Genomic DNA, 15,148 nt, shown 5'->3' with positions numbered 1-15,148 from the left:
GTTAACCCCCCTGTACGAATAAGCGCGTTTTGGATTTGATCCAGAGAACGGCCATCGGAATGAGCAGCAGCACGAACCATAACACCTGCACGCCAAGGTTTTGGAAAATCGCAGAGCCTGAAATTTTTCCAGTGAACACTGCGCTCGGCAGGTACGTAATTGCTTGGAACGGCAGCCATTCCAACACCGATTTGGACCATCCCGGGAAAAAGGAGATCGGAATAATCAGACCGGAAAACAAGTCGACCGCAACGCGCTTCATGCGCATCAGGCCTTCGTTATTTTCCAGGAAGAACGCAAACAACCCGGTAATGATATTAAGCTGCGTATTGATTAAAAAGCTGAAAAACAACATGACGAAATAGATCAGCCAAAGCTTGGGATCGCTTGGGAATTCAATCGGCAGCAGCAGCCAAATGAAAATCATGCCCGGCGTCGTGAAAAGCAGCAAACGGAAGATCCCTTCACCGAGTCCCTGCATCATTTTCACAAAAACATAATTATAAGGGCGTATGAACTGAATCGCTACGCTGCCGTCGCGAATTTCATTGGCAATTTCCCTATCCAAGTTATTGAAGTAAAATGCGCGCCCCATCCAGGAAATCGCCACATAGGTGGTCATTTGTCCCAGCGTCAGACCGCCGATCATCGCTTGCCCGCCATAAATCGCTTTATACACAAAATAATAGGACCCAATATTGAGGGCATAAATCAAAATGCCGCTGTAATAATTCACCCGGTAAGCGAGCATCATGAGGAAACGCATGCGAATAACTTCCAAGTACGCGCTAAGCATGGGTGACGACTCCCTCTGGCTGCTTGACTTCCTCTGGACGTTTCACATCGGCTGAACCTGCTTTATATATTTCTCGTACAATGTCGTCTGTGTTGGTTTCGTTGATTTTGATATCTTGAATTTGGACAACGCCGACCACGCGGCTCAGCACTTCAGACACGTTGGCACGCTCGAAAGGGATAAACACCTTGGCGGACAATTCGTTCTCAAGCTGCCACGCCACATCCAGACCCTGCGTCAGCTCCTGAAGTCGCGGCAGTGTGATCGGATGCTCGAACTGGAGCACCACTTCCTTGCCCTTGCCCCACTTGAGTTTCAGCTCCTCCAGACCGCCGTCATAAATAATCCGGCCGTCATCGAGCATAATAACACGCGAGCAAAGCGCCTCGATATCCTGCAAATCATGCGTAGTCAACAGGATTGTCGTCTCGTAGCGCTGATTGAGTGATTTCAGAAATTCACGGATTTCTGTTTTCACGACGATATCCAAACCGATGGTTGGTTCGTCTAAGAAGAGAATCGCCGGATTATGAATCAGCGAAGCGGCCAGCTCACAGCGCATCCGCTGCCCCAAACTCAATTTACGGACAGGTCGTGATAATAGATCGGATAACTGCAGGCGGTCGACCAGCTCGTCGAGACGCTTTTTGTAGTCGGCTTCGGAGACGCGGTACACCTTTTTCAATAGCTGAAAAGATTCCACAACGCCGATGTCCCACCACAGCTGACTGCGTTGGCCGAACACGACGCCGATTCCGGCTACGAACTTCTCGCGCTCTTTAAAAGGAACGAAGCCGTTGACCTTGATATGCCCTGAAGTTGGGACAAGAATACCGGTCAGCATCTTGATCGTTGTCGATTTACCGGCGCCATTTTCACCGATATAACCGCAAATTTCGCCTTTGGGAATTTGAAAGCTAATGTCTTTGACAGCTGTAATGTGCTTGTATTCCCGATGAAACAAATCTTGAAAGGCACCTTTTAAGCCGCCGCGGCTCTGTTGAACTTGAAATTCTTTGCGAAGCATTTCTACATCTATGGCTAACATGAATTTCCCCCCTGTCCCTGTAGACTCGGCTACATATAACGGCAAAAATCGCCGTAACTTGCTATCGAAGTTTCATAGCATCTATAATATGGATCATAAAGCTAAAATGTAAAACAGATGCATCAAACACATGATACATGAATTCTGTAAGAAAAAAAAGTACAGATTATCCCTACATATGAAAGGAGCGCAGAAACTTGAGAATTATCAAACGAACCTTGCTCCTGATCGGCTTGCTCCTGATGGTGGCGGCCGGTTATTACTCCTATTCCTTTTATAATTTTGCACAAAATATTTCCCATAAATCGGAGGATCCGAAGGGCAGCACCCCTCTTATCGCTCAAACGGTTAAGGACAAAGGTGAAAAGTATACACCGCCCAAATGGGAAGGCAAGCAGCGTGTAAATATTTTGCTGTTAGGCGGAGATTCCCGCGGCATGGTGAAGAACGAGCTGCCCCGCTCCGATAGCATTATGCTCGCCTCGATCGATCCTGTGACCAAAAAAGCGCACCTTTTCTCGATCCTTCGCGATACGTATGTGAAAATTCCGGGCGAAGGCGAAGACCGCATCAACACAGCGATTACGACAGGCGGTCCGAATTTGGCGATGAAAACCGTCAGCGACCTGCTCGGCATCCCCGTCCAGTATTATGTTTATACGGATTTCAAAGGTTTTATTGCCCTTATTGATGCCGTTGGCGGGATTGATATCGACGTCGAAAAGGATATGAAATATTCCGATTCGGAAGATGACCATGTGTATGATATTAATTTGAAAAAAGGGCCTCAGCATCTCGACGGCAAAACGGCTCTGCAGTACGTGCGCTTCCGGCACGATGCTCTATCCGATTTCTCGCGTACGGAACGTCAACGGAAGTTTCTTACGGCAGTAGCCCAAAAAATGCAAACTACGTCATCGCTCATTAAGCTGCCCAAAATTTTGAACGCCATGGACCCTTACATTGATACCAATCTAAGCGTTTCGGATATGCTGAAGCTCGCTACCCTAGGCTATGAAGCCAAAGCGGACGGCATTATTTCCTCCCAGCTTCCGCCGACCGATCTCCTCGCTGAGAAGAATGTCCGGGGCGCTGCGGTGATTACAGCCAACAAAGATAAGCTCCAGCAATATGTTAAGGATCTGTTTGCCGGCAAGGCGGAAGCGGACACCGGCCCAACGAAGCCGTCGCCGTCCCCTACACCGAAGTCATCCGTGAAAACAACGGCGAAGTAAGAACATGCCTCTACTTGGCGCAGGGCTTAGAGCCCCGCAAGTAGAGGCTTTTTGTGAGATGTCCGCAGCGGACTCCGGGGACGTTATTTGTGCGTTTGGGGCGGCTAGCGATTCCTATCGGACTCGGTAGGCGTTATTAGACTTATTACCATTGAAAATAGTGCCAGCGTGGTCGAATAACGTTATCTCTGTCCGTTACATTATCAATTTGGCTTAGAAGGGCTACATAACGTCCTGTGAGTCCGTTGGAGTTTAGAGGGCGTGAGGACTGAGGTTAAGGACTAAGGTCAAGGACTGAGGCAAGGACTACGGCGTGGACTAAGGCATGGACTAAGGCAAGGACTAAGGCAAGGACTAAGGCAAGGACTAAGGCAAGGACTAAGCAAGGACTAAGGCAAGGACTAAGGCAAGGACTAGGGTAAGGACTAGGGTCAAGGCAAACAAAGGTCAAAAGACAAAACAAATACTACGAAATAAAGGACTGATTTTCTCTTATGGAACGCAAAAACTCCGAGCAATTATATCAGGAAGCACTGCAGCACATCGTTGGCGGGGTCAATTCCCCTTCCCGCTCATTCAAAGCCGTCGGCGGCGGCGCTCCCGTCTTCATGAAGCGTGCGCAGGGCGCACACTTCTGGGATGTAGACGGGAATCGCTTCATTGACTACCTCGCCGCCTATGGCCCTATCATTACCGGTCACGCGCACCCGCACGTGACAGAAGCGATTTGCCGCGCCGCACAGAACGGCACGCTGTACGGCACCCCGACCGAACTCGAGATCGAGTTCGCCAAAATGCTGAAGTCCGCGATTCCTTCGCTGGACAAAGTGCGCTTCGTCAACTCCGGCACCGAGGCCGTGATGACGACGATCCGCGTAGCGCGCGCCTATACCGGGCGCAACAAAATCATTAAGTTCGCCGGCTGCTACCACGGCCACTCCGATCTCGTGCTCGTGGCCGCCGGCTCCGGGCCGTCCACGCTCGGCACGCCGGACAGCGCCGGCGTGCCGGCAAGCATCGCGCAAGAGGTCATCACCGTTCCGTTCAACGACATTCCGGCACTGGAAGCCGCCCTTGCGCGCTGGGGCGAAGACATCGCCGCCGTGATGATCGAGCCCATCGTCGGCAACTTCGGCATGGTCATGCCCCATGCCGGCTACCTCGAGCAGCTCTGCGCGGCTGCCCGCAAACACGGCGCCCTCGTCATCTACGACGAGGTCATCACGGCGTTCCGCTTCCATTACGGAGCGGCACAGACCTACCCCGGCCTCCCGCTGGCGGAGGGCGGTACGGCCGAGGCGGCGGCGCGCTTCGCCGCCGTCGAGCCGGACCTGACGGCCCTGGGCAAAGTGATCGGCGGCGGACTGCCGATCGGGGCCTACGGGGGCCGCAAAGCCGTGATGGAGCAGGTCGCTCCGCTCGGACCTGCGTACCAGGCCGGCACGATGGCGGGGAACCCCGCCTCCATCTCGGCCGGCATCGCCTGCCTGGAGGTGCTCCAGCAGGCAGGCGTTTACGCCAAGCTCGAGCAGCTTGGCGCAACGCTTGCCGGCGGCATCGCGGAATCCGCCGCGAGACATGGCATCGCCTTGACGCTGAACCGGATCGGCGGCGCCTTCTCTACCCACTTCTGCGATCATCCCGTCACCAACTATGACGAAGCGCAGGATACGGACGGCGAACGCTTCGCGGACTTCTTCCGCCTCATGCTGGAGCAGGGCATCAACCTTGCACCTTCCAAATATGAAGCATGGTTCATGACCATCGCCCATACGGAAGAAGACATCGCGAAGACGCTGGATGCAGTCGACAACGCATTCAAAACAATGAAAACGAGATAAATATCCAAAAGACTAGATCAATCCATATTTTGGATATAATTCTAGCTTTGATGTAACCTATTAGGACAATTACTCTTAATAAATCTATTTATAGATAAATCATGTAAAAGAAAGTTACATCGAAATCGGCTCATACAAACTAATCAAGCAAAAAGACGAAATGTTAACATTCTCAACGAAAAAGCAGAAATCGTACGCTTAATCTTACAATGACTCAACGCCAATCCGCGGCTGATTCATAAGCGTAAATTTGTTAGAAAATACAAACAATTATCGCATCTTTGCTCAAAAATATCCGTGGTTCGCCCCCCTGCGGCAGCAGGAAATACTTGCTGCCTCCCACACTCAGCATGTCCCAAAAACGAACTATGATCCCACTTGAATCATAGTTCGTTCGTATTTTTAGCCTAATCCAAGCTATGAATAAATTGGTTTTATTCACCAGTATACAAAAAAGGTAGCGCTTACATTTCTGTTTTCGCTTTGCGACTATTGTCGGATGAACTTTTTCATGCTATTCTAAGATTACTTTTACCCTTTTCACGAAAAGTCTTGTTTTCGCAGTATTCTCCTAGAAAGTTAGGGCATGATTTACAATTTCACGTTCGTTTTTTGTATGCTATGCCCTACTTTATAACGGGTCGATTCTTGACTGAATTCAAGGGAGCCATTTCCTCGAAATTGGCATGCTATTCAGTTAAATTGCATTTTTATTCAAAATCTCGCATATTTCGTTTTTGGCCACTTTGCGGCCATCCATTGAAAATGCTAAGAGTTGCGGGCTCCTAAAGCCAAAATGCAAGAAGCGTAAGTAGGAAGAGGAGTTTAATTATGTATGGGAGGTGACGGTCAGGCGACTGACCGAGCAATGAATGAAATTATGCGTAATGAAGGCCGTTTTCAAGATCTACTAGGAATCGAACATGACAGTTGCGGAATTATCTGTATTATTGAAAAAAACGGTCATCCTACCCGTGAAAACATCCAAAAGACGATTGATGCTCTTGTCAAAATGGAACATCGCTCCGGATTTATTAACGGCGAAGGCGACGGTTGTGGTATTTTAACTGACATCCCACGCGCCCTTTGGGAAAAGAAATTAACAGACGCTGGTTTGGACGGCAAGCTTGCCTACGATAACCGTTTTTCTGTCGGGCATATCTTTGTTCCGCGCAAACTTGACCTGACCGTTACCGAGATTCAGAATGGCATCCGTGAGCTGTTTGCCTCCCACGATGTGTCCATCATTCTCGAGCAGGAAAACCAAGTCGATAGCAGTGTCCTTGGTCCGAACGGATTGAACGACGAGCCCACTTTCTGGCAAATCGCTGCCATCAGCAACAGAACGGAAGGCCAAGTGGCTGATCACCTTTTTGAACTTCATATTGCCATCGAAGACCGTTACAACGTTCACGTTGCGACACTAAGCAATGTAACTTCTGCCTACAAGGTATTGGGTGCAGCAAGCATTCTGCCGAAATATTTCAACGATACACGCGATCCGCTTTTCGCTTCCCAAGTCACTATTGGTCACAACCGGTATTCCACCAACACACTATCCAGCTTTTTCCGCGTTCAACCGTTCTCCCTGCTAGGGCACAATGGTGAAATCAATACTGTTAAGAAACTTCGTATCGAAGCTGACATGGTCGGCGTACCGCTTGTTAGCGGCGGTTCTGACTCCCAGGACATGAACAGAACGATTGAAACGTTCATTCACCGTTTTGGTTTATCCCTTTTTGAAGCCATGGAAATGGTTTTCCCTCCTATTATTAATGAAATGAAACAATTCCGTCCTGAACTTCAAGATCTGTATGTGTATTTCCGCCAAGTATGGGGCCACTTCGCACAAGGGCCTGCAGGTATCGTTTCCCGTTACGGCAACGAATGTATTTTCAGCGTAGATGCGCTTGGTCTTCGTCCGGTTTGGATGGTTGAAAGCGATTCTTCCTTGTACTTCTCTTCCGAGCAAGGTGTCATTACGGTAGGAGAAATGGTTGCCGATCCGAAACCTATCGCACCAGGCGAGAAAGTCGGCGTTGTCCTAACGCCGGGTGAGCATGTCCAAGTTATTCCTTACCATGAAGTACAAACTTTAGTGTACGAGCGCGCAAGCAAACGTCTGAATATTAGCGGTCTTCGCAAATATCTGAATCCTGCAAAAACGGACGTGCAAGCTGAGCTCAATGAAAATATGGTAGCAACAGATCAACTGTACAGTGCGTTCGGTTGGGATCGCGACGGAATTTCCCATATCGAAACGATGTCTGAAACAGGCGCCGAGCCAATCCGCTCCCTGGGCCACGATTCGCCTCACGCAGCAATTGCTTGGGAACGTCAAAATGTGCCTGACTTCATTAAAGAGAGCGTAGCGGTTGTTACGAACCCGGCGATTGACCGTGACCGTGAAATGGAGCATTTCTCCACTCGTGTTATCGCAGGTGCGCGTACGCCCGTTTACTCACAGGTTGATGGAAACCTGCGTCTTGAGCTTCTGGCTCCGCTTGTACTCGAAGGTACGAACGGCGTAGACAGCGAAGAGCATCTGTCCCAGCCTTCCTTTGAGCAATTAGTTGCTTTGTTCCGTGCGCAAGGTGACAATGCGGTGGCCGTGCTTTCCACGACCTTCGCAAGAGGAACGTCTCTGAGCGCAGGTTTGGACGCTTTGGCTGCTGACGCGATCGCCGCTGCCCGTGCTGGCGCTGCACTCATCGTGCTTGACGATGCGGAAGCTCACCAGAACGATCGTTTGTGGCTTGAGCCTCACCTAGCCGTATCCAAAATCGATATCGCGCTGCGTGCAGAAAAGCTGACTTTCGGCGATAACCTGCGCCGTCACGTTACATTAGTCCTGCGTTCGGCTGCTATTCGCAACCTGCATGATATCGCTGTAGCCTGCGGTCTTGGCGCTGACGTCATCTCACCTTACCTGTTGTTCTCAACGGCTTCTGATAAAGATGGCAATGCGGCAGCAGCACGCAAAGTATATTCAGCTCTGACCAAAGGTCTGGAGAAAGTGATCTCCACGATCGGTACACACGAGCTTCGCGGCTATACGCGTTTCTTCTCCTCCATCGGCTTCCATCCGGAAGTGGCTGAGGTGCTGGATATCGTGAACTACCTCGGCAGTGAAAAAGGCGGAACAGGCTTTGCCCAGCTTGAAGCGGAGGCAGAAGCTCGTTATAACGACTTCACCAATCCGAAGGCGAAAGCAGCGAAAAACTTCCGTTTCTTCCAACGTATGTGGAAAGCATTAGGCGATGCCGCTTCAGGGGCTGCTTCTTATGAAGACTACCGCGACAAGCTGCGTGAAGAAGAGAAGAAAAATCCGATTTCCATTCGTCATATCGCTGGATTCAATGTTGAGAAAGCGCTGGCCGACGGCCGCAAGCCGCTTGATCCATCGAAGGTTGATATCTCCATTGGCGATCATTCCTTGCCGATGCTGATTTCCTCCATGTCCTTCGGTTCACAGAACGAAACAGCTTTCCGTGCCTATGCTGAAGCCGGCGAACGCCTGAACATGGTTACCATGAACGGCGAGGGCGGAGAGATTAAAGATATGCTTGGACGTTACAAAAAAACGCGCGGCGCGCAAGTCGCATCCGGACGTTTCGGTGTTAACGTAGAACTCGCTAACGCGGTAGCATTCCTTGAAATCAAAATCGGTCAAGGCGCTAAACCGGGCGAAGGCGGTCACTTGCCAGGTTCCAAAGTTACGGCCAAAATTGCGGCAGCCCGTAATGCGACAATCGGCTCCGACTTGATCTCCCCTTCGAATAACCATGATATTTATTCGATTGAGGATTTGGCCCAAATCATTTCCGAGTTGAAAGAAGCAAGCGGCCGTAAAGCCAAAATCATCGTGAAAATCCCTGTCGTACCTGGTATTGGTACAATTGCGGTCGGTGTTGCCAAAGCAGGCGCTGACGTTATTACCCTCTCCGGTTTCGACGGCGGTACAGGTGCGGCTCGTATCCACTCCTTGACACACGTAGGTCTTCCTACTGAAATCGGAACTAAGCTTGCTCACGTTGCATTGATCGAAGCCGGTCTTCGTCACCGCGTTGAGCTGTGGTCCGATGGCGGTCTGAAATCAGGTGCGGATGTTGTTAAAATGGTTATGCTCGGTGCGAACCGTGCAGGCTTCGGAAGTATCGCTATGCAATCGATCGGTTGTACAACTTGCCGCGGCTGTCACTTGGACACTTGCCACGTCGGTATCGCAACCCAAATCGATTCCATGGAAGAAGCGGAAGAAAAAGGTCTTCGCCGCTTCGTACCTCGTCAATTCGACGTAGCTGTAGACAGCTTGGTTCGTTTGTTCGGCGGTATTGGCGAAGAAGTGCGTGAAGTTGTTGCATCCCTTGGATTCACTAGTCTGCAGGATCTTGTAGGCCGTTCCGACCTGCTTGAGCAAGTTAGCCACTTGGATCGCATTGATCTGTCTGACATTCTTCGTCCGGCTCCGCTTCAGTTCATTTCTGACGCTGAAAGAGCTATGGAAGAAGCAGCGGTTTCCTCTGACATCCGTATCGCGGCTGGCGCAGAAGGTCTTGAATTCTTCCCAGAATCGTTGGCGCTTGATGCTCCGATCGTTCGCAATTGGTCCAAAGTGGATGCAGAGTCCCGTATTCTCGGAACTCGCTACTCCAGCCATCGCGTAAGAGACCGTTTCGACGGCAGCTACGATGAACTGCCTGCTATCGCTCTGAACCTCATTGACGGTTCTGTTCCAGGTAACGGCTTGGCTGCATTCAATGCCCGCGGCGTTGACATCACTGTTCAAGGTGGTGCTGAGGACGGTCTTGGTAAAATGGCGTTCGGCGGTAAAGTTGCCATCGTAAAATCGCTTGGCAAAAACAACACCTTCATCAACGGCAGCGTTGGTAAATCGTTCGGTTACGGCGCACAGAAAGGCTTGTTCTTGATTCAAGGCAGTGCAGATACGCGCGCTTGTATCCGTTTCTCCGGTGCAGACGTCGTATTCGGCGGCGAAATCACAACGCCTCTCCGTGATGAGCTTGGCGGATTGGCTGCTCGTGCGAACCTCAAAGGCTTCGCATTCGAGTACATGACTAACGGTCGTGCCGTTGTAATGGGCGATCCGGGTCCATGGATTTGCGCAGGGATGACAGGTGGCGTGATCTACCAACGCCTTGTACCGGAAATGGGTCTGGATCAAGCAGCTATCGAACGTCGTATCGCTAAGGGCGCTAAAGTTAAAATCGAGTCCATTGGCGTACAAAGTAAAAATGATCTCACAGAACTGCTTAGCGCTTACCGCACAGAGCTTGCTAACTCCGGTCAACCGGAAGCAGCGGCTAAAATCGACGGTCTGCTAAGCGATCTGGAAACTAATTTCATCCGTATTTCTCCGGTTAATATGCAAGCTGATCAATCCGTCGCTACGGAATAGATCAAAGGAAAAAGCTGTCCCAGAAGTCATCGCTGATGACGGAGGGGCAGCTTTTTTTATGGTTTGCGGGGAGGACAACCACAGAGCTGTAAAAGCTTGCAACCACAAATAGCCTTGCATAAAAGAGACATCCGAATCACATTTTATTAGAGCAACACCCATCCGCATACCATAGGAGGTTTTGTGCTATGAGCCAATCGAAACGCCGCGAAGAAGCTGCATGGAAAAGCCGCAAACAAGCTAGACATCCACATGGTAAGGTGAAGTCTCTGGCCGAATTCGCCAGTGAGTACGACGCGGAACGCAACAAGTAACACAAAGAACCCGCTGATCGCATCGCATATGTGATCAACGGGTTCTTTGCGTTTTTTGGGGGAGTCTCAGCTTGCAACTTCCCCCTTCTCAGCACAGCACGTAACGGACCCGAGAGTCGCTATTGCGGCCAAAATGCTCCATATCAGATCCTTACAGACACGAGCGCCTTTATTTCCTCTTCGGAGAAGCTTGGCTCCATTCAATATGGCCAATACAGGCTGCGGTGTCCGTTACAACTTCATCGGCTAGCTGTTGTCACAAATAACTCCCTCTGTGTCCATTAGCACATACGTCTCCTCCGGCTGACTCGTAATAAACCGGCACGGGTCGCCGAGCACGAAGATGCACAATTCGTGCATCGCCCGGGTGCAAGCGGTGTAAAACAGCTTGCGCTCGTTTTCATGGCCGTACTGATGATGGGAACCATCATAGATGAGGACGGCATCGAATTCCACCCCCTTCGCAAGATACGAAGGGATGACGAGCACGCCCGACTCGAAGGTCGGGCTATGCTTGGTGATGCGCCCCAGCGGTACCTCCAGCAGGGGCGCAAGGGCTTGATGCGCGAGCTCGCTCTCGCTCGCGGTCTTGGTAATGATCGCGATGGAGGCATAGCCCTCGCCCAGCAGCCGCGCTGCTTCGGCTGCAAGGAGGCTATGCAGCGATCCGCGATCGCTGGTTTTCACCACCCGCGGCAAAGCGCCGGCGCGGGTGAAGGGCTCTATGGCATCGCCGCCGGGCACGATGCCGCGGGTGAACTCCACGATCTCGCGCGTGGAGCGGTAGCTGCGGAACAAACGGATAACTTCCGTTTGTTCCGGCCCATACAAGGCGGCGATCGGATCGATTTCGCTGTACGCGGAAGCGTGCGAATAGATCGCCTGGCCCAGATCCCCGAGCGCTGTCATGCGGCAGCGCGGGAACAGCCGTTTCAGATAAGCCAGCTGAAACGGAGAGTAGTCCTGCGCCTCGTCGATGATGACATGGCGCACGGCAGCGTTCGTCCGGAAGCCGCAGACGGCTTCCGTCAAATAAAGGAACGGCGTAGCGTCCTCGTACGGCAGCCTGGCCTGCGCCAGCTCCTCCAGCGTCCGCCCGCAGATTTCAGCCCAATAGCGCGGTTTCTCCGCTATCCGTCCTCCCTCTTCCGCCTCTTTCTCATCGCGGAACAACTGCCCATAAAGACCAGTCAGATCAACGAACTTAAACTGTTTCACCATACTTTGAACAGGTTTTAAGTGCTCCTTCATCACGATCCGGGCCAGAAGCAGCCTTTCTTGATCATAATCGTCGAATGAAGCTCCCAAGCCACCCTCCATTTTGAGCAGCCGCAAATAAGCACGATGATAGTCCTCGCTGCTGAGGAGTTCAATCTCCTCGTCCATCCAAGCTTCCTCCATTTCAAGCTCGGCAAAATGCTCAAGCTGCTCCACGATCCACTCTTTCAACAATGCCAAACGATTCGGCAGCCGAATGGATGCATCGTAACTATAAAAGCGTTCCGTCAACCGGGCCGCGCTAAGCACTTCTTTTTCCCGAAAATGAACAGGATTAAACAGCATCCCTGTGTGCTCCAGCTGCTTTTTGTAAGCTTCAATAACGGTAAGAAAAGAAGTTGAAGATTTATAGTAAATTCCGCTCAAACGAGCCTCATAAGCCTCTTCAGTCACAGGCGTTCCTTCGGACACACCGGAAGAGCTGCCTCTCATTAAAATGTATTCCAACTGCGTGAAAGAATCCTCCACCTCAAACATCCCGCCCAAACGATGCTCCAGATAAGCCTGGTAAGTCGTTTGCTGCATATTTTCTTCGCCTAACTCCGGCAGCACCGTGGACACGTAATGATTAAATAGCGGGTTTGGCGAAAATAATACCATCTGATCGGAGCTCAGCTTATCCCGGTGTTTATAAAGGAGGTACGCGACTCTTTGCAGAGCGGCCGACGTTTTACCGCTGCCCGCAGCGCCCTGCACGATTAACATGTGTGCGTTGTCGTTGCGAATAATGCGGTTTTGTTCTTTTTGAATAGTCGCTACGATCGTCTTCATTTGTGCATCCGAGCTCCGGCTTAGCACTTGCTTCAGCAACTCATCGCCGATGGTCACTCCGGTATCAAACATGAGGTGAATATGACGGTCGCGAATCACATATTGACGCTTCAAAACCATCTGCCCTTCTACGGTGCCACTCAGTGTAGCAAAGGCTACTTCTCCCGGCGCAAAATCATAATACAAGCTGGAGATGGGAGCACGCCAATCGTAGACAAGATACTGGCCTTCTTCCTCATCGAGAAAAGAAGCAATGCCCAAATAAACAGCCTCTTCTGTCCGCTCACCGCGTTCAATGAAATCAATTCGGCCAAAATAAGGAGAGTGAACGAGCCTGCGAAGCTTGCCTAAAGCTTTGGCCGCTTGCCGATAGGTTCGTTCCCGCTCAGAGAGCACTTCTGCTTGCTGCCTCATGCTCGCAATGGATTCCACCGCGTCTTCCGCCGTGCTCATATCCATCGTCACTTCGTCCCAATAATGTTTGCGAATTTCCACAACGTCAGATTGAACCAGGCCAGCCTGCTCTTCCAACTCTGCGATTTTGACCGAAATCTTGGCTGTTACTTCCTGCACTCTTTGCTTTTCTGCTGCCCATGCTTGATCTGTTAGACTCATGACAACGCCTCTTTTCTTACCATTTTATAACGATTTGACATGGAGGTTGTTTTGATGCTATAATTATATTAGGATAATACTGTTATTTATCCTAAATATTTGAATCAATCTTTATTTTAGCAAGTTTTCAGCCCAAAATCAATAAAAACCCCGAGTCTTTTGACCGGGGTTTTACTGCGTTCTTTTGCGACTTGGGTTGGGTGCTGGGGTGCTGATTCCTTGCTGCAGATTCCGGGTTCAGCTCTTGCGATCCCAGCCGCTCAACAACCATGCTGCTCCCGAATGAGCCGCACAGCTCGGATATGATGCTTCGCATGACCCGCCATCATTTTCAGCAATTTGGCAATGGACTCTTCGCGGTCCTTCGTGACGACGGTCCTCTCGAGAGCATCCGGCAAATGTTCGCACAGGCCAAGGATATGCTGCCGCATAGCGCGGAAGAGCTGTACTTCCGGATGAATCGGCCGATTGCGGTAATCCAGCCCTGCGCTCCAATCATCCTGCGAAAAGCCATTGCCTTGATAGGTGCGGCCCGGCTCTGCCAAAGCGAATTTCACTTTATGCATCGTGACCATTTCTAAGTCGATCAGATGCAGTACTTGCTCGCGAATAGACCATTTGCCCGGGGCCTGCGATAAGCTCAGCTGCTCCTCCGTCAAGCCGGCTACTGCACTTTCCAGCTCACCGGCTCCAACCGCATACATCTCAACAATCTCAGCAGGGGCAGCGGTTAGCTCCTCCCAATATACAAACGTATATCCATCGATGTCGGGAACAAAAAGCTTCCGAATATGTCCGGGGTCCTCTTCTTTTCGCAGCCCTTTGCAGCCTTTGGCTTGCAAAGTTTGCTCCACACCGTTCACCGAGGGTACGCCGACGTAGATAAGATCTCCGGTTTTTGGCGAAGAGTGTTTAGGCTGCAGCCAGTGCAATAGTTGCGTCTCCTTCACTTCGGCTACCTGCTGAGCAGAGGGATTTCGCTGTATCAATAAAACGTTATAGTCCATGACGATTCTCAGAAGCGCAGCTGGACCGGACGCCGCTCTTTCGAGCAGCTCCCAGTCCAGCTGTTTCGTATAAAAGGCAATCGATGCCTGAAGATCCTCAACCTGCAGCAGCAGCTTCGCTCCGCTATGTGCCATCGCTTTACTTTTTGGCCGCTTGATAGGCCTCGATATATTGCGCAGCCCTCTTGGCCACAAGGCTGTAATCGCCGGTTTTGACCGCTTCGCTGGTCAAATCGGAACCGATGCCGACGGCAACGGCGCCGGCCGAGATCCATTCGCCGAGGTTGCTCAGCGAGACCCCGCCGGTTGGCATGATGTTCGCCTGCGGCAGTGGACCTTTAATGGCCTTAATCATTGCCGGCGAGTAGAGATTGCCCGGGAAGAGCTTCACGATATCGACGCCAAGCTCCAGCGCCGTTTGAATCTCTTGAATCGTCATGCAGCCCGGCATGACGGGCACACGGTAACGGTTGCAGAGCGCAACCGTGTTCGGGTTAAGCGACGGGCCGACGACAAACTCGGCCCCGCTCAGGATTGCGGCACGCGCTGTTTCCGGGTCAAGGGCTGTGCCCACCCCGATTATCGCGTACTTGGACGCGTCCTGCGTAGTGCTCGAGTAGCGCTTCGCCAGCTCCTCGATGGCGCGCAGCGCGAATGGCACGGTCATCGTGACTTCGATGACTTTGATGCCTCCTGCAATAGCTTGATCCGCCATTTCGACGACTTCTTCCGGCGTCTCGCCACGCAGTACGGCAACGACGCCCTCACTTGATATTTGTTGAACAAGCTTCAATTTTTTCAACGGAATCTTCCCCTTCTTTTGC

The 15,148-nt window shown here is 51.3% G+C and carries 9 protein-coding genes; 4 read left to right on the top strand and 5 right to left on the bottom strand.

Features of this window, described 5'->3' with window-relative positions; translation table 11 throughout:
* Position 1 precedes the first annotated feature (1 nt).
* Together AC3WRW_RS24970 and AC3WRW_RS24965 are read right to left on the bottom strand one after the other, a co-directional pair.
* Positions 2 to 796 carry an ABC transporter permease gene (locus AC3WRW_RS24970; RefSeq protein WP_492548950.1) on the bottom strand — a complete coding sequence of 265 codons (795 nt, stop codon included), beginning with the start codon at positions 794 to 796 and terminating at the stop codon, positions 2 to 4.
* A complete protein-coding gene (locus AC3WRW_RS24965; protein ID WP_492548949.1) occupies positions 789 to 1,844 on the bottom strand; it encodes an ABC transporter ATP-binding protein in 1,056 nt (351 codons plus the stop codon). Before AC3WRW_RS24965 ends, AC3WRW_RS24970 begins: the two co-directional genes overlap by 8 nt.
* A 206-nt stretch (positions 1,845 to 2,050) precedes the next feature.
* Here AC3WRW_RS24965 and AC3WRW_RS24960 point away from each other — a divergent pair, with 206 nt between their 5' ends.
* The 4 genes from AC3WRW_RS24960 (at position 2,051) to AC3WRW_RS24945 (ending at position 10,653) form a co-directional block, all read left to right on the top strand.
* Positions 2,051 to 3,079, top strand: coding sequence for an LCP family protein (locus tag AC3WRW_RS24960; protein WP_492548967.1), 1,029 nt, complete (start codon positions 2,051 to 2,053; stop codon positions 3,077 to 3,079).
* 494 nt (positions 3,080 to 3,573) lie between these two features.
* Positions 3,574 to 4,920, top strand: a complete 1,347-nt coding sequence (locus AC3WRW_RS24955) for a glutamate-1-semialdehyde 2,1-aminomutase (protein WP_492548948.1) — start codon at positions 3,574 to 3,576, stop codon at positions 4,918 to 4,920.
* An 880-nt stretch (positions 4,921 to 5,800) separates the two neighbouring features.
* Positions 5,801 to 10,339: a glutamate synthase-related protein gene (locus AC3WRW_RS24950; protein ID WP_492548966.1), complete on the top strand. Its 4,539-nt coding sequence runs from the start codon at positions 5,801 to 5,803 to the stop codon at positions 10,337 to 10,339.
* A gap of 188 nt (positions 10,340 to 10,527) precedes the next feature.
* Complete coding sequence (locus AC3WRW_RS24945; protein WP_222432689.1) at positions 10,528 to 10,653, top strand: DUF6254 family protein; 126 nt, start codon at positions 10,528 to 10,530, stop codon at positions 10,651 to 10,653.
* Between the two features lie 246 nt (positions 10,654 to 10,899).
* Here AC3WRW_RS24945 and helD read toward each other — a convergent pair whose 3' ends face one another.
* From helD to AC3WRW_RS24930, 3 genes are all read right to left on the bottom strand, one after another.
* Positions 10,900 to 13,317 (bottom strand): RNA polymerase recycling motor HelD, encoded by a 2,418-nt coding sequence (gene helD / locus AC3WRW_RS24940; RefSeq protein WP_492548947.1) that lies wholly within the window; start codon positions 13,315 to 13,317, stop codon positions 10,900 to 10,902.
* Between the two features lie 260 nt (positions 13,318 to 13,577).
* Positions 13,578 to 14,459: a DinB family protein gene (locus tag AC3WRW_RS24935; protein WP_492548946.1), complete on the bottom strand. Its 882-nt coding sequence runs from the start codon at positions 14,457 to 14,459 to the stop codon at positions 13,578 to 13,580.
* A 4-nt stretch (positions 14,460 to 14,463) separates the two neighbouring features.
* A complete protein-coding gene (locus tag AC3WRW_RS24930) occupies positions 14,464 to 15,126 on the bottom strand; it encodes a bifunctional 2-keto-4-hydroxyglutarate aldolase/2-keto-3-deoxy-6-phosphogluconate aldolase (protein ID WP_492548945.1) in 663 nt (220 codons plus the stop codon).
* Between the last annotated feature and the right edge of the window lie 22 nt (positions 15,127 to 15,148).

This window comes from Paenibacillus sp. FW126-R14 (genome assembly GCF_058789495.1).
This window is presented reverse-complemented; position numbering and strand designations above follow the sequence as displayed.